Origin of the sequence: Aliivibrio sp. 1S128 (assembly GCF_001691065.1) — a bacterium.
GTDB lineage: Bacteria > Pseudomonadota > Gammaproteobacteria > Enterobacterales > Vibrionaceae > Aliivibrio.
In genome coordinates this window covers 81,709-98,842 of record NZ_MAJV01000025.1, presented here as the reverse complement: position 1 = coordinate 98,842, position 17,134 = coordinate 81,709, and the positions used below count along the sequence as shown (strand labels likewise).

The following is a 17,134-nucleotide window of genomic DNA, read 5'->3' as shown; positions in this document are numbered from 1 at the left end:
GTTATACCTCCTTAGGGTTTGCTAGATGACCGGTTTGATCATCAGTAGGACGAGCGTTACGGTTAGGTTTAATGACGATGTTTGGTTTGGTGATCAATGATGATGGTAATGGTGCAACATCAGCATTTGTACCGTACTTAGCACGTAGCTCCGCGATTGGACCAAATTCCAATGCACGTAATGGGCAAGAACCAACACAAATAGGCTCTAAACCTTGACCTACACGTTCATAACACCCATCGCACTTAGTCATGTGACCTTTTTCTTCATCGTATTGTGGCGCGCCGTAAGGACAAGCCATGGTGCAATATTTACACCCGATGCAGATTTCTTCATCAACAACTACAAAACCATCTTCACGCTTATGCATCGCTCCTGATGGGCACACTTTAGTACACGCCGGTTCATCACAATGGTTACATGCAATTGAAAGATAGTATGAATACACACTCTGGCGGTAGATTTCGCCTTCTTTTAGCCAATCTCCACCTGCGTATTCATAAATGCGGCGAAAGTTTACACCCACATCTAAATCTTTGTTGTCTTTACAAGAAAGTTGGCATGTTTTGCAACCAGTACACTTACTTGAATCAATATAAAAGCCGTATTGTTTCATTGTTTAACCCTTATGCCTTCTTAACCAGTTGCACATCTACTAAATTAGTATGTTGCGGATTGCCTTTTGCCAATGGACTTGGACGTTGCGTAGTCAGTACGTTGATACAACCACCATGATCGATTCGCTGACCATCTGGTGCGTACCAGCCACCCTCGCCTAATGCCACAACCCCTGGAAGAATTCGCGGTGTTACTTTTGCTGCGATATGTACTTCACCACGGTCATTGAAAATACGGATTAAATCACCATTGTTGATGCCACGTTGTTTAGCATCCATTGGGTTAAGCCACATTTCTTGTGGTGCGGCATCTTTCAAGACACTCACGTTGCCATAAGTTGAGTGAGCACGTGCTTTGTAATGGAAGCCCGTTAATTGAAGCGGGAAGTTACCTGTTTTTGATTCTTCATACCCTTCAAAGTTAGGTACATAGATTGGAAGAGGGTGAATCACTTCATCGTCTTTTAATGTCCATGCGTCAGCTAACTCAGCCAGTTTCTCTGAATAGATTTCGATTTTTCCTGTTGGTGTATTTAGCGGATTTGCTTCAGGATCATGACGGAAATCTTTATAAGCAACAAAATGCTCTTCAACTTTACGTTTGTAGATCCCTTGCTCACGCATCGCGTCAAACTCAGGTAACGTTGGATCTTGTGCGCGAGTCAGTTGATACAAGTGACGTAACCAACCTTCTTGATCTCGCCCTTCAGTAAACGCTTCTTTCACGCCTAACTTATCAGCAAGACCCGTACAAATGTCATAAATGCTTTTTGCTTCAAATTGAGGTTTGATCGCTTGAGAAGCAAAAATGAAATAAGGCATGTTGCCAGCCGATGCATCCATACAGAAATCAGATTGCTCAGACGTTGTTAAATCAGGCAGTACGATATCGGCGTATTTAGCAGAAGATGTCATGTGATTATCAACAACAACGATCATTTCACAAGCGCTATCATCTTGTAAGATGGTGTGCGTGCGGTTGATATCGGCATGTTGGTTGATGATACAGTTACCCGCATAGTTCCAAATGAACTTGATAGGCACATCTAGTTTTTCTTTTCCTCGAATACCATCTTCTGTGGCCGTCATTTCAGGTCCACGAACAATAGCGTCTGTCCAAAGGAACATAGGAATAGATGCTTCTATCGGGTTACTTAGCGTAGGGAAACGAACAAATGGAATGCTAGAACTTCCTTCACGAGCACCAGTACCACCCCCGTTAATACCGACATTACCGGTAAGTAGTGACAACATTGAAATTGCACGAGAAGCGATCTCGCCATTAGCAGTACGTTGTAAACCCCAACCTTGAATAATAGCACAAGGCTTTGTTGAGCCAATTTCACGAGCAGCCTTGATAATAATATCTTCAGGGATCCCCGTGATTGTTGAAGCCCATTTAGGTGTTTTTTCCGTATTATCACCACCTAAACCTAAGATATAAGATTTATAATCGCTGTTTGCTGGTGCCGATTCAGGTAATGTTTTTTCATCATAACCAACGCAGTATTTATCAAGGAACGCTTGGTCTACCAAATCTTCCTTAATCATCACATGAGCCATCGCAGCAACAAATGCCGTATCGGTTCCCGGACGAATAGGGATCCACTGATCTTCACGGCCACCCGCAGTATCGGTATAACGAGGATCAACCACTATCATACGCGCATTCGATTTCGCTTTACCTTCCATGAAATGGTGAATCACACCACCACCAGACATACGAGTTTCAGCAGGGTTGTTACCAAATTGGACGATTAACTTCGTATTCTCTAAATCAGAAGGAGAGTTGTTTGCTGCAAAGCCACCATAAGTATGGCTTAAGCCTTCAGCAATTTGCGCTGTAGAATAATCACCATAATGGTTAAGGTAACCGCCATTTAAATTCATTAAACGAGCAATCAAACTGCCACCTGGAGGCCAAGATTTCGTTACCGTGCCACCTAATGTGCCAGTGCCGTAGTTTAGATAAATCGCTTCATTACCGTAGTCTTTCTTAATACGATTGATATTATTTGCAATTTCAGTAAACGCTTCATCCCACGTAATACGTTTAAATTTACCTTCACCACGAGCGCCAATACGCTTCATTGGGTACTTTAAACGGTCTGGATTATAAACACGTCGACGCATAGAACGTCCACGTAAACAAGCTCTTACTTGATGATTACCATATTCGTCATTACCGGTATTATCGGTTTCAACCCATTTAATTTCACCATCAGAAACGTGCATACGTAATGGGCAGCGACTACCACAGTTAACTGTGCACGCACTCCAAACGACTTTATCTTCACTCACTGGGGCTTGCGGTGCCGCAACTGCCGAACGAGATAAAAAAGGCAGTGTAATACCACTGGTAACCGCGGCGAATCCACCGAATATAGAACCACCCTTAACAAAGTGACGACGGCTTATCTTTGGCGTTAGCAATTGTTTTAATTTCATGTATCGACATTCTCTATATTATATATCTATGACTGATATATTCCGATGGAAATTATTATCATTACGATCACTACCTCTCTTGGGGTAGTCATTAATATAATTTAATTTTTCCACATAAATAAACATTGTTTTTGATCAATCAAATGTAATAGAGTAAAAATATTAATATCAATAGTTGATTTTTTATTCATTTGCATTATCTAAGTCACATTATTTATCTACTATTAATATATCTGTAAATTATATGTCTTTATTTTTTGAGCGAAAACAAATAAAAGGCAGTAATTTTATAGTAGGATTTATTTGTTGATTACAATTTATATAAGAGTATTAATGGAAAGTATAAGCGCAGCAGCAAAAATATTAGGCAGTTTCTTCTATTACCCTCTAAATAATGAGAATAATACTCAATACATAGAGATAATAAAAAACAGTGAGGATTTGAACGACTCTGGATTTTCAGACTTTATTTATGCCTATGAAAATACTGACAAAGACTTTATCGCTAGTGACTTCCAACAATTATTTGAAGGCTGTGACGTCATGCCCGCTCCACCTTGGGGATCGGTTTACCTAGACAGAGAGCAAGTTATTTTTGGCGATTCGACATTACGCTTCCGCCAATTTCTATTAACACATAATATCGAGTTAAATACCGGAATGAGAGAGCCAGAAGATCAGTTTGGGCTTTCTTTGTTAGCAATGGCAATGATGATAGAACAAGGTAAAAGCGAAGACGTTATCTCTGAGTTACTTTCTGAACATTTATTACCTTGGGCCTATCATTATTTAGAATTAGTTCAAAAAAATGCAACCACAGAGATATATACCTCGTTATCTTCCATTACTTTTGATTGGTTAACTGCATTACAAGAAGAATTTAATATAACGCCTCATCAATATAAGCTGTATTTCTAATGTCCGACAAACGAGATGAAAACTATTATCGTTCTTATTTAGAGCATAACACGGTTAGCCGACGAGGATTATTTCGTGGGTTATTATCAGGTGCCAATAAATCGCTAAAAGAATCATCTCAGAAGGCCATTAAGCCCACGGTTCCTCGACCACCTTACGCGGTTGAGGAAGGGATGTTCATGGAATTATGCCAATCATGTGAAACCTGCAGTTCATCCTGCCCTCAACACGTGATTGAAATGGTTGATAATCGCCCTCAATTAAACCTTGATTATAATCACTGTACGCTTTGTGGTGAGTGTCAATCAAGCTGTGAGTCAGGTGCACTTGGAGAAAAGAAAGGGACGATTAATTTACGCCCAAAATTCCTTTCCAGTTGTAATAATAAATTGTCTGGCGGATGCGAAGTGTGTGCGGATGCCTGCCCACAAAATGCGATAATTATCGAACCAAGAAAGTTACCGACCGTTGACTCTTCATTGTGTAATGGCTGCGGATTATGTCGTTCAGCCTGCTTTATTGGTTCGGTACAAATGGAATTCACGATTTTCTAACCTGACAACTTTTCATCCCTTCACCCTAATTGATTAAATTATGTTCTTTTATAATAAATAAAAGTAACAAAATTAGTTCGTTAAAAGCATCGCGTTGCATTTTTCCTATTTTCTTTAGCTTATATATAGGCTATCTTTCTTTCTAAATAGCTGGTTTTTACAATTCATTTAAAAAATCTGCTATAAAAAGTAGTTAAATTCCAATAACTGACTACCGCATTTAATATTTTACTTATTATTTTTTGAATACTGCTGCCGCCAATGGAGTACGACATTGAACGAACATCAAGACCTATCCTTTCAAATTGAGACGCTTTTTAACGTAGAGCAAGAAGAACAATTTAAACTTCTCGGTGAATACGTTGAAAATGGCTTAGATAACGGTTCATTTGCTCGTATATTAGAAGCCTTCCCTGTTGATCAACGTGTGCAGTTATGGCGTCGTCTGCCACTCGAAATGCACATTGATGTATTAACAGAAATGCGTGCTGATGCTCGTGTCGCCATTCTAGAAGAGCTGTCAGAAGCAGAGTTAAACTTCACCTTAGCTAAACTGGATAACTTATCGTTAATTGAGTGGGCAGAATCTCTCCCTGACGATATTTTCAGCCTTGCTTTGCAACTCATCAGCCGTGATGAACTCGATTTATATGATGATGCAAAACAGTATGAAGATGACGAAGTAGGTCACTGGGCTGACCGAAAAATTGCAACATTACCTTTTAATGTCAGTGTTGGGCGAGCTAAAAAACTATTAAAAACTAATTTATTTCAGTCGCATCAATATATGCACTTGATTAACCGAGCGCATAAATTTCACGGTATTGTGCAATACACAGATATTTTGACTGCTGATGATTCAGTTAAAATCAACACATTGAAATTAGAAGATTGCTTAGTTCTTAATGTGCACCAACCTCTCAATGAAAGTATTGAAGCCGTTGAACACTCAGCCGTACCCAGTGTGGCGATTATCGACGACGATAACGTTTTAATTGGGCAACTTGATTGGCAATTTGCGATTAATACCCAACGTGAAATTTACGAAACTCGTTTAATGGCCGGTACCGGTATGGATGAAGGGGACGATCTTTTCTCTCCTATCCTTAAGAGTTCAAAAAAACGTGGTGTGTGGCTTGGTATTAATCTTTTGACTGCAATATTAGCGTCTGTAACGATTGGGTTATTTGAAGATGTCATCACCCAAGTCGTTGCACTGGCAGTATTAATGCCAATCGTGGCCTCTATGGGCGGTATTGCTGGCAGCCAAACATTAACCTTAATGGTTCGTGCAATGGCACTAAATCAAATCACCCCTGGTAACCGTTTTGCATTATTAAAGAATGAATTGGGGATTGGCTCAATCAACGGTTTGTTATGGTCATTAATCATCGGTGGTCTTGCTGGTGCTTGGTTCCAGTCGTTCGCGTTAGGTGCCACAATTTCACTCGCCATTATTGTAAACATTATTACGGCGGCTCTATTTGGGGTTCTTATTCCTATCACCTTAGATAAGTTTAAGTTAGATCCTGCGCTTGCTGGTTCTGTTATTTTAACCACAGTCACGGATGTGGTCGGCTTCTTTGCTTTCTTAGGAACGGCAAGTTTGGTGATGATGTAAACACGAGATCGTAACAATAGCCCCTAACAGATAAACACTGAGTCACCCCTTTGGCTCAGTGTTTTTTATTAGCCTTTCAAATTTATTCATTCGCTTTCAACGCACCAAACCTTTCAAAAAGAAAATCTAAAAATAATCGAATTCGTTTTGGCTGATATTTTTTACTAATGTATACCACATTCAAATCGGCGCTTGATACCGACGTCGATGTATTGAAATTTGCCATATAACCATTAAGCACCGTCACAAGGCGTAAGTTATTAATATCATCCTGCACATCTAATATCGACTTCAAAGCAATGCCTGAGCCTTCTAATGCCCAATATCGAACGACTTCACCATCATCTGAAAATCGTTTAGGTAATACCGTTATTACATTCTTCTTATCTGTATCTTGAAAATGCCACGTTTTAAGCTCTTCGTTACTGCGCACCATAGCAAGACAATTATGATTGACTAAATCTTGTGGCGTTAACGGCGTACCATACTTTGCTAGATATTTAGGTGATGCACATAATACTCGATGGCTTGACGATAACCGTCGAGATATCAAACTACTATCAGCGAGTTCTCCGTATCGAACCACAATATCAATGCCTGATTCAGCAATATTTGAAACATCATCATTCAAATATAAATACGGCACCACCTCAGGGTATTTTTCACAAAACTCAGACAAAATAGGAAGGATATATTGCTTACCAATGTCTTTTGGCGCACTGATTTTAAGTGACCCTTTTACTTCTTTCACCCCATTTAATATCAGGTTCTCTGTCTCTTTTACATTATCAAGGATCTCAAGGCACGCCTTATGATACAGGTAACCAGAATCGGTAAGGGATATATGCCTTGTGCTTCGATTCAGTAGCTTTACACCATATCGCTCTTCTAAGCCCTGTAATCTTGCTGTCATCGTTGCAGGAGAAAGACCCAACTCTCGCCCAGCCGCCGCCAACCCTTGATGCTTGATGACACTCACAAACATTGTCATATCAGAAAACTTATCCATTGCCACCTTCTCGATTATTTCAATCTTATATATTGCCAATCATCATTATTCAGAAAACCTGAATAATGATTTTATATTTTACTCAATTATCAAATTAAAGCGAATGTATATAATCATCATCATTAGGTCACAACAATAAAATAAGTTAAAGGTAACATCATGAATAAAGAAAAAATGCCATTTCAAGTCTGGATATTAACATTAGCGGCCTTCGCAATTGGCACTGCTGAATTTGTTATTGCGGGTATCCTTCCGCAAATAGCTACGTCACTGTCTATTACTGAAGGGCAAGCTGGCTACTTAATCAGTGCCTATGCATTAGCCATTGTTATTGGCGGTCCTATCTTAACCATTTATTTAGCCCGTTTTAATAAGAAGCTTGTTTTAACAGGATTAATGGCTCTATTTATTATCGGTAATATTTTATCAGCATTAGCGCCGACCTATCACTTACTACTCATTAGCCGCGTTGTTGCGGGTCTTGTTCAAGGGCCTTTTTATGGCATTGGTGCTGTTGTTGCGACCAATTTAGTCTCTGAAAAAATGGCTGGACGTGCTGTAGGTCAAATGTTTGCGGGCTTAACGCTTGCCAATGTTCTAGGGGTTCCTGCTGGTACTTGGATCAGTTTACAGTTCGGATGGCACACGACTTTCTTTACAGTTGCAGCCTTTGGTGCCATTGCAATGATTTCAATTCTAACCTCAATTAAATCAACAGGACACGGTGAAGCGAAAGACATTAAAACTCAGCTTGCTGCATTCAAAAATCCAATGTTGATCATTAGCTTAGCGATCACTGCATTATCATGGTCTGGTTTTATGACTCTGTATGGTTACCTTGCGCCTATTGCTATGCATACAACGGGTTATGGTGAAGCCGCTGTAACATGGATTTTAGTGATTGTTGGTGCAGGCATAATCATTGGTAATATTTTAGGGGGTCGCTCTTCTGACAAAAACCTAAACAAAGCATCTATGTTCTGGGCTGTTGCAATGATCATTTCATTAATTGTTGTTGGCCTGGTTGTTGATAACAAGATCCTCTTTGTTATTGCTGCGTTTATCTTTGGTATTGCCTCATTTGCGAATGTACCCGCTATGCAACTTCGAGTAATGAATCACGGCGGTGAAGGTCAAGAGCTTGCAGCGACAGCAAACATATCTGCATTTAACTTAGCAAATGCGTTCGGTGGTTTCTTAGGCGGAATGGTGCTTGATAGTCAGCTCGGTGCAAGCATGATCCCTTTTGCTGCCGTAGTCGTCCCTATCATAGGTTTACTATTCATTGCGAAAGCAAATAGAAAAGAGCTATCTCCAATACAAGTAACTCCTAATCTTAGTTAATTTCTCCCCTTCTAAAAAGGCTCATAACCTGAGCCTTATAACAAAGGAACATTAGGATGCTTTTAAATTCAAAAATAAAAAAAGACCCCTCATGCCAAGGCAGTATCAACAACATTTCCTTTTGTTTAACAACAGAGGACATAGGTATTTTTGATTACAAATTAGTACAGAGAATAGAAAGTCTAGTACTTATTTTTTCAGGGTTTTTATTTCTATCTTTACTCTGAATAATTCCCATGTACCGCACTATCTCACTACGATTTCAGAAGGAACGCATTATGAATCAAGGCAAAACTACGTTCGTCATCATTGGCGGAACATCAGGGATTGGGGAGGCTGTAGCCCAACATTTCACTAATGAAAGTAATATTGTTCATGTTGCCAGTCGATCTACCGGGCTAGACATCAGTGATGAAAACTCGGTTCATCATTATTTTGAATCCATCGGTCCTATTGATCATCTTGTGATTACTGCTGGCTCATTCGCACCATCAGGAAAAGTAGTTGATGTGGTTACCGAAGAAGCAAAAAACGCCTTTGATACTAAGTTTTGGGGTTCAATTCATGCGGCAAAAAATGCAGCTCGATACCTAAAACCCAATGGTTCTATCACCCTTACAACGGGGATGCTGTCACGTAAAGTTGTGGCAAATACCTATGTAAAATCAGCAATGAATGCTGCATTAGAAATCGTAACCAAAGTACTTGCGAAAGAGCTTGCACCAATACGAGTCAACGCGGTAAGTCCCGGATTAACAGCCACTACGGCTTATCAAAATATGGATGAGGAAAATCGCAAATCTATGTATGACAACGCAAAACAAAATTTACCTGTTGGGCACATTGGTCAAGCTTCAGATATTGCGATGGCCTATGTGATGGCAATTGCAAATCCATACATGACAGGTTCAATCATCGATGTTGATGGTGGTGCCCTAATTAATTAACAGAATACAAATTTCACATTAAAAAACGACTAAGACTTCTTCAATACTTACGATGAAAAAACAAAGAGGCATACAATCATGAATTCATTATTTAAAAAAACAAAACTAAACAATCTGAACTTACAAAATCGAGTTGTCATGGCTCCAATGACTCGCGCACGTACTAGCCAGCCGGGTAACATTCCAAATGACATGATGGCGACCTACTACAAGCAACGTGCAACTGCCGGATTAATTATCTCTGAAGCGACTCAAATTTCAGATGACTCCCAAGGGTACTCATTTACCCCAGGAGTTTATACCGATGAACAAGTAAAAGGATGGCAACCAATAACCAAAGCTGCTCACTCTCAAGGTTCGGCTATGTTCTGTCAGCTTTGGCATGTAGGCCGTGTATCTCATCCTACTTTCCAAAAAGGTGAATTGCCTATTGCGCCATCTGCTCTCGCTCCTGTCGAAACCAAAGTGTGGATTTCGGATGAACAAGGTAACGGTAATATGGTTGATTGTATCCAGCCGCGAGCAATGACTCATGAAGACATCAATCGTGTCATTCAAGATTTCGCCTACTCTGCAAAACGCGCAGTCGAAGCCGGTTTTGATGGTGTTGAAATACACGGCGGTAACGGATATTTAATTGATCAATTTCTTCGTACTAACTCTAACCATAGAACGGATAAGTATGGGGATTCTCGTGAGAACCGTCTTCGTTTTCTACTTGAAGTTGTTGACGCAGTAAGTAAAGAGATCGGTGCCGATAAAGTTGGTGTTCGCCTTGCTCCCTTCATTACATTTAAAGACATGGATTGCCCTGATATTGTGCCAACCATTCTTGACGCTTCAAAAGAATTACAATCTCGTGATATTGCTTATTTGCATTTATCTGAAGCAGATTGGGACGATGCGCCTGTTATTCCTGAAAACTTCCGCATTGAACTAAGAAAACGGTTCACCAATTCTATTATTGTTGCAGGTAGCTACACACAAGAACGTGCAAATGAGATCCTAAATAAAGGCTATGCCGATCTTATCGCTTTTGGTCGCCCATTCGTATCAAACCCAGACTTGGTATCACGTTTAGAAAACAATCATGACCTCGCTACATTAGATGGCAATACGTTATTTGGCGGTAATGAACAAGGTTATATTGACTACCCAGCCTACAGTAAAAGTCTGTAATACCTATAAAAAACGCCTAAAGAAACTCACTTTAGGCGTTTCATTCATTTCTAACTTTCTACTTAAATATCAATAATTAACGTATTAACAATAAAGGCACTTCACTTTTTATTAATACCTTGGTTGTGTTACTGCCTAAAAAAAACTGTCTTAGCGTTGAATGCCCATAAGCCCCCATTACCATCATGCCTATCTGATGTTCTTTCTGGTACTTAAGCAAAGCATCATCAACAGATCCTGACAGTATGTCTTCATGCACACTAAGCCCTGCATTTTTCAATTTAATCGCAGCCTTCTCAAAAGCAGCACTCTTTGCCGCAAAGTCATCCACCATCACTAAATGACACTCTAAACCAGAAAGCAAAGGCGTATTGATTGCTTTTTCAATCAGTTTTTCACTCGTTGGACTGCCATCAAAAGCAATGAGATAAGACGTTGGGATAGAAAATGGCGCATTCACCACTAATGTATGGGATTTAATAGAACGAATAACACTCTCAAGTTGAGAGCCTATCGTTTTATTACTGTCCTGCTCTTCACCTAATTTACCAATCACTAATACTCTTAGTTCATTTTCTAAATCAATCAGGCTTTCCAGTAAACTTCCATGACGTTGTAGTTGCTCAACATGGCTAATGCCTTTATTCATTACCCATTCAGCCGCTTCTTCCAGCAATTGTTTACCATGCTTGAGTGCGACTTTACTGCGGGCTTCATCCAATTTTGCAAGTTCATTAAGCAACTCTTCTTGGCTACCTAATCCAATTTGTCCTGAGAACTCGCTCACAACGGGTCTGGTCGTTTTATCGAGAGCGTGCAATAAGATAAGCGGCGCATTAATCTTCGATGCAACCCACGCACTCGCTTCACACGTTGCAAGCGTCATCGGTGAACCATCAATACAAGCTATTATATTTTTCATTTTCTAATCCTTAATGTCCGGCCAATAGTTTTTCAACTTCTTCTGGTTTGTCATGTACACCAAATTTATCAACAATCGTCTGGGTTGCTTGGTTCATTCCAATAAGCTCGACTTGCGTCCCCTCTCGGCGAAACTTGACCACCACTTTATCCAATGCAGAGACTGAGGTAACATCCCAGAAATGCGCAGCCGATAAATCAATCGTCACGCTCTCGATCACTTCTTTAAAATCAAAAGAAGTAATAAATTTATCCGATGAGGCGAAAAATACTTGCCCTATTACGGTATATTTACGCGATTTATGTGCGTCCGAATTAGTCTTTATCACCATCATTCGACTGATTTTATTAGCAAAGAATAATGACGCAAGCAAGACACCGACCAGAACCCCAATAGCTAAATTATGCGTCATTACCACAATAATCACCGTGGCTAACATAACAATATTAGTTGATATTGGGTGCTTTCTTAAATCAGTAATTGAACTCCATGAAAAAGTACCGATAGATACCATTATCATCACAGCAACTAAGGCTGCCATTGGGATTTGTTTTAACCACGGACCAAGAAAAACCACCATAATTAACAAAAACACGCCAGCAGATAACGTTGATAAACGTCCACGGCCGCCCGACTTTATATTAATCATTGATTGTCCGATCATCGCACAACCTGCCATACCACCAAGAAAACCCGTAAAGATATTGGCAAGCCCTTGGCCTTTACACTCGCGGTTTTTATCGCTGCTGGTATCGGTGAGATCATCGACAATCGTTGCTGTCATCATGGATTCTAATAAACCCACCACAGCCAAACCAATAGAATACGGCAAGATAATTAATAGCGTTTCTAGGTTTAAAGGCACATCAGGCCATAAGAAAATTGGCAAGGTATCAGGTAAGTTCCCCATGTCTCCCACGGTACGAATATCAATATTAAATGACATCGAAATGGCAGTTAATACGATAATACAGACTAAAGGCGAAGGAATTAATTTACCGATAACCGGTAGGTATGGGAACAGATAGATAATCCCTAAACCGGCGGCTGTCATGGCGTAAACATGCCAAGTTACATTGGTTAATTCAGGAAGTTGCGCCATAAAAATAAGTATGGCTAACGCATTCACAAAACCGGTAACCACTGAGCGAGAAACAAAACGCATCAAGCTACCGAGTTTTAAATAACCCGCTAAAATCTGTAATACACCAGTAAGAACCGTCACAGCAAGCAAGTATTCTAACCCGTGTTCTTTAACTAATGTGACCATCAATAGTGCCATGGCACCCGTCGCAGCTGAGATCATCCCAGAGCGACCGCCAGTAAAAGCAATAACAACTGAAATACTGAAAGAAGCGTATAACCCAATTTTAGGATCAACACCTGCGATAATAGAAAAAGCGATGGCTTCAGGGATTAGAGCGAGAGCAACAACGATGCCCGCAAGGAGATCACCACGGACATTAGACATCCAGTCAGTTTTGAAATTTTTAAACATTGAATTCTCAATTTATGCACGGCAATACGTACCAGAAATAGATCTGGGGCATGAACCGATGCTTTTTTGATAAAATTTTGGCGCGGAAAAGTAGCCGAAAGTACGACAAAGAATTAACAAGCGCAAAGAGTTAAGCCGAATACTCAGTCGAGTACAGTGCTTAAGTTAGCAATGAGAGCTATAGGGGGGATGGAGCGTTTAAGGCGGCGTAATTAACACAGTGATCAATATTCTCTAAATCAAACAGGAGGCCAGTGTATATTTACAAAGTCATCAATTCAATTTACATTATTAGGATCTAAGATTGCACTAACGTGTCAATAAAACAAAACACCTAAAGTACTTTCTTTAGGTGTTTAATCTAATACAACACACGATTAAAGGTACAGGATCTTAAGTTACTTTCTATCACGCAAGCGGCGGAGAGCATTCTAAAATCTGAACTCCATGATCAGAAGTAATAGAGATACTATCTACACCGTGGGGACAGAAAAACTTATCAAATTTATTTAAATGAAGGGTTTCATTATTGCATTGAACTGTACATTCTCCTTCAAGGATTAAAGCAATGTAAAAATGATTTTCTGATTTTTCTATTGTTCCCTTTACGATTGATTTACTCACCCTAAAGCTTTCTGTCGCTCGAGAATCAATCAAAGACTCCTTATAAGAGAATTCATTATATTGAGTTACTAGCAAAGGTTCTTGCTGGTAATTTTTATAAACATCTTTCTTAGAAATCTCTTTAAAATCGAATACATTTAAACAAAAATCAAGGTCTCGATTCATGAACCTAGCTTCTTCAGGCATAACATAACCCGATTTTTCAAACTCAAATCGAACAGCCCAGTCAGAAGGTTCCATAATTTCAATAATTAAAATCCCCTCACCAATCGCATGAGGAATACCACCAGGGATATAGAAACAATCCCCTGGTTTTACTTCTATTTTTTCAAAGCAGTCAGCAATATCATCAATGCGCTGCTCTTCAATCATTGATTTCAATACCTCTTTTTTAGGTGGGTGTTGAAAACCAAGATAAATATAAGGATCTGTAATCTCATCCCTTGTTTGCAGAACATAATAAGCCTCAGCTTTACCACAAGGGGAATTTAAGTGCTTTTGCGCAAAATCAGCGGTTGGATGAACCTGGAAATGCAATCGAACTGAAGAATCTAAATATTTTACAAGCAACATTGGATTATTACCAAACTTCTCCACATGCTCTGACCCAAGGAAATAATTTGAATTTGAATTAATTAACTCATCAAATTTAACAACCTCATTATCAATTAGCACAGAAGAGATCCCTTCTTTAATCTCTTCCCTACCTTTATTTTTTGCTTGTGTTGTCGAACCTATCCAATCTTCAGGGAAATGATTATCTTTCGGTGAATCAAGATTAACTATTTGATCTAGCGTTCTTCCCCCTGTATAGGTACGCCAAACTCTATTTTGTGTAAACGTAAATAACTTACCTTCATAATTCATTGTATATTCTCTTATTGCTTTTCATTAATTATTTTTTAGACATAACAAATTGGATTGCTTTCTTTGAGCCTTCTTTATCCAAGAGTTCATACATATCAAGTATTTCAGAACGAATTAATACATCATTTGATATATCAGCGCCAAAAATTGATTGAATATTTAATAGGCTAGAAACGACTTGTTGATTTGTCTCTGATTCTTTGTAGATACCGTCAAATTGGTCAACCAATGGGTCGACCACGTCGATATATTGCTTGAGGTCGTTACGTCGACCAACATATTTCATCCAAGCAGCAATACCCAGAATTATCCATTTTGTTGATTTATTTTGTGCTTTTAATATTCTTAATGACTCACAAAATCTTGGTGGTATTTTTTGGCTACCATCCATCGCTATTTGCCAAGTTCGATGCTGTAAACTAGGGTTAGAGAAGCGCTCAATTAAAGAATGAGCATAAAGATCCAAGTCAACACCCTCAGGCATTTCTAATGATGCTCCTTGCTCATTAAACATTAGTTCAGAGACCGCCACACGATAATCGTTATTCTCCATAACTTCAGAAATATAATCAAAACCAGCTAAATTACCCATATAAGCCATAAAAGAATGACTGCCATTAAGCATTCTTAATTTCATTTCTTCAAAAGGAGCAACATCAGCAACAAATTGAGCCCCAACCTTATTCCAGTTTGGTCGACCGCTTACAAAATTATCTTCAATGACCCATTGACGAAAAGGTTCACAAACTACGCCACAAGGGTCGTCATACCCCAATATTTCATGGATATCCTTGCGGTCTTTAGCTTCAACCGCTGGTGTTATCCGATCAACCATTGTGCATGGAAAAGTCACTTTATCTTCAATCCATTCAGCCAACGACTCATCAACTAATTTTGCATAATCTAAAATAACAGCTTTAGCTACATGCCCATTATTATTAATGTTATCGCAAGATAATATGCTGAATGCATTCATTTTTTTTAATTTCCGGAGGCGTAAACCCTCAACAATATACCCAATGATTGAGCTGGGTTTCTGGGGATGACATAAATCGTCTTTAATCATGGGATGAGTAGCATCTAATCTACCTTGAGCAAAATCAGCACAATACCCTTTTTCTGTAATAGTTAACGACACAATAGCCACTTGATCTTCAACAAGCTTACTTAAAATAGCTTGGCAACCATCTAATTCTGGATGTAACGACTCGGTAATCGAACCTGAATGCTTTAACGTATAAAAATCTGACGATTTTTCAAGCACAGTATACCCATGATTTTGTTGGCGTAATTTTTCAATCAATTCTTTATCAAATAAGTTTATTTCACAGATCCCCCAATCTCCTTGTTCTAGATTGAGTAATTCACTCGTAAATAAAGCTTGGTGAGAGCGATGAAATGCACCGAAGCCAAAATGGACAATACGACTCTTTAAGAAAGAAGGATCGTACGTAATGTTTTGTATTTCATATTCGAATTTACTATCAACAGTGCTTAAATTCATTACTTTAACCTTATTAGACAGATACAGATGAGTGGCAGTAGGAACAAAGTATATCCTCATAAAAATTGGTCAACCAATGATTAAAAAAAACGTGATAAAGCCCACTTTATTGGTTTTAAGTGCTTGCCTGATCTATTTGTCATACATTATGATTAATTTATACGGTAATTGGACAACCAATTTAACTGTCTATAATATCTTTACTATTGAGTGATATTAATAATAGAGAAACCGTTATGACAATGAACAAAAGGCCTTATCAAGAAGTTGGTGAAAGGTTAAAAAAACAACTAATAGATGGTATTTATGAAGTAGGGCAACGACTTCCTCCCGAGCGCGATATAGCAACAATGCTAGACGTTAGCCGCACTGTTGTTCGTGAAGCTATCATTATGCTTGAACTAGAAAAATTAGTTCAAGTACGCATGGGTTCTGGAACTTATGTTTTGAATCAAGCTATTAAATCTTCAGATAAGCTCTATGGTATCGAGTTAAAAGATGATATTGGACCATTTGAAATGTTACAAGCAAGGCAGTTACTAGAAAGTAATATTGCAGAGTTTGCGGCAATACAAGTAACGCCAAATGATATAGCTAAAATGCGATCAGCATTAAAGCTAGAAAGGCTTGAGTTAGAAAGCTATGAACAAGGGCGTCAATCTTCAGAAAATGGAGACAAGTGTTTTCATTTTTATATTGCTGAAGCGACTCAAAACTCAGTACTTGTTGAAATGATGCAATTTTCATGGGAAAGAAGAACGCATAGTTTAATGTGGAAAAAATTGCATGACCGCATAAATACTGACCATTATAGAAAAGAATGGTTACTTGATCATGAAAAGATCCTTACTGCTTTGCAAAAGAAAGATCCCAAAGAGTCAAAATTAGCTATGTGGCAACATTTAGAAAATGTAAAAAATACATTATTTGACCTCTCAGATACTGAAGACCCAAAATTTGATGGTTATTTATTTAATGTAAATCCAATAGCAAATATAAAATAACCAAATAATTTTTTTGGTTAAATATTTAATACTACCTTTATTGGTCGGTACGAACTCTATCACTCTAAATAAAAGGGT

14 protein-coding genes are annotated in these 17,134 nt (G+C 38.8%); 7 read left to right on the top strand and 7 right to left on the bottom strand.

The genetic code is table 11. From position 1 onward, the window contains the following. Window position 1: 1 nt before the first annotated feature. On the bottom strand, window positions 2-616 hold the full coding sequence (locus tag A6E03_RS04840; protein ID WP_065591985.1) for a DMSO/selenate family reductase complex B subunit: 615 nt from the start codon (window positions 614-616) through the stop codon (window positions 2-4). 10 nt (window positions 617-626) lie between these two features. Beyond that, window positions 627-3,065, bottom strand: a complete 2,439-nt coding sequence (locus A6E03_RS04835; RefSeq protein WP_065600278.1) for a DmsA/YnfE/YnfF family dimethyl sulfoxide reductase — start codon at window positions 3,063-3,065, stop codon at window positions 627-629. 333 nt (window positions 3,066-3,398) lie between these two features. Here A6E03_RS04835 and A6E03_RS04830 point away from each other — a divergent pair, with 333 nt between their 5' ends. The 3 genes from A6E03_RS04830 to A6E03_RS04820 all read left to right on the top strand — a co-directional run bounded on the left by A6E03_RS04830 (window position 3,399) and on the right by A6E03_RS04820 (window position 6,158). Beyond that, on the top strand, window positions 3,399-3,983 hold the full coding sequence (locus A6E03_RS04830) for a molecular chaperone TorD family protein (RefSeq protein WP_065591987.1): 585 nt from the start codon (window positions 3,399-3,401) through the stop codon (window positions 3,981-3,983). After that, complete coding sequence (locus A6E03_RS04825) at window positions 3,983-4,537, top strand: ferredoxin-type protein NapF (RefSeq protein ID WP_065591988.1); 555 nt, start codon at window positions 3,983-3,985, stop codon at window positions 4,535-4,537. The genes A6E03_RS04830 and A6E03_RS04825 overlap by 1 nt, the downstream gene beginning before the upstream one ends. A gap of 274 nt (window positions 4,538-4,811) precedes the next feature. Beyond that, entirely contained in the window at window positions 4,812-6,158 is a 1,347-nt protein-coding gene (locus A6E03_RS04820) for a magnesium transporter (RefSeq protein ID WP_065600277.1), read from the top strand. Window positions 6,159-6,240: 82 nt separating this feature from the next. Here the strand turns inward: A6E03_RS04820 and A6E03_RS04815 are convergent, their stop codons facing one another. After that, entirely contained in the window at window positions 6,241-7,167 is a 927-nt protein-coding gene (locus tag A6E03_RS04815; RefSeq protein WP_065600276.1) for a LysR family transcriptional regulator, read from the bottom strand. Window positions 7,168-7,326: 159 nt separating this feature from the next. Here A6E03_RS04815 and A6E03_RS04810 point away from each other — a divergent pair, with 159 nt between their 5' ends. The 3 genes from A6E03_RS04810 (at window position 7,327) to A6E03_RS04800 (ending at window position 10,637) form a co-directional block, all read left to right on the top strand. Beyond that, a complete protein-coding gene (locus A6E03_RS04810; protein WP_065600275.1) occupies window positions 7,327-8,511 on the top strand; it encodes an MFS transporter in 1,185 nt (394 codons plus the stop codon). A 278-nt stretch (window positions 8,512-8,789) separates the two neighbouring features. Then, the gene (locus A6E03_RS04805; RefSeq protein WP_065591992.1) at window positions 8,790-9,458 is read left to right on the top strand and encodes an SDR family oxidoreductase; all 669 of its coding nucleotides are present in this window, start codon (window positions 8,790-8,792) and stop codon (window positions 9,456-9,458) included. Between the two features lie 78 nt (window positions 9,459-9,536). After that, window positions 9,537-10,637, top strand: a complete 1,101-nt coding sequence (locus A6E03_RS04800; RefSeq protein ID WP_065600274.1) for an alkene reductase — start codon at window positions 9,537-9,539, stop codon at window positions 10,635-10,637. 76 nt (window positions 10,638-10,713) lie between these two features. Here the strand turns inward: A6E03_RS04800 and A6E03_RS04795 are convergent, their stop codons facing one another. The 4 genes from A6E03_RS04795 to A6E03_RS04780 all read right to left on the bottom strand — a co-directional run bounded on the left by A6E03_RS04795 (window position 10,714) and on the right by A6E03_RS04780 (window position 16,052). Further along, the gene (locus A6E03_RS04795) at window positions 10,714-11,559 is read right to left on the bottom strand and encodes a universal stress protein (protein ID WP_065600273.1); all 846 of its coding nucleotides are present in this window, start codon (window positions 11,557-11,559) and stop codon (window positions 10,714-10,716) included. Between the two features lie 10 nt (window positions 11,560-11,569). Then, entirely contained in the window at window positions 11,570-13,057 is a 1,488-nt protein-coding gene (locus tag A6E03_RS04790; RefSeq protein ID WP_065591996.1) for a SulP family inorganic anion transporter, read from the bottom strand. Window positions 13,058-13,465: 408 nt separating this feature from the next. Next, window positions 13,466-14,548 (bottom strand): class I mannose-6-phosphate isomerase, encoded by a 1,083-nt coding sequence (locus A6E03_RS04785; protein WP_065591997.1) that lies wholly within the window; start codon window positions 14,546-14,548, stop codon window positions 13,466-13,468. Window positions 14,549-14,576: 28 nt separating this feature from the next. Continuing rightward, window positions 14,577-16,052 carry a mannitol dehydrogenase family protein gene (locus A6E03_RS04780; protein WP_065591998.1) on the bottom strand — a complete coding sequence of 492 codons (1,476 nt, stop codon included), beginning with the start codon at window positions 16,050-16,052 and terminating at the stop codon, window positions 14,577-14,579. Between the two features lie 236 nt (window positions 16,053-16,288). Here A6E03_RS04780 and A6E03_RS04775 point away from each other — a divergent pair, with 236 nt between their 5' ends. Further along, window positions 16,289-17,056: a GntR family transcriptional regulator gene (locus A6E03_RS04775; protein ID WP_141677223.1), complete on the top strand. Its 768-nt coding sequence runs from the start codon at window positions 16,289-16,291 to the stop codon at window positions 17,054-17,056. Window positions 17,057-17,134 lie beyond the last annotated feature (78 nt).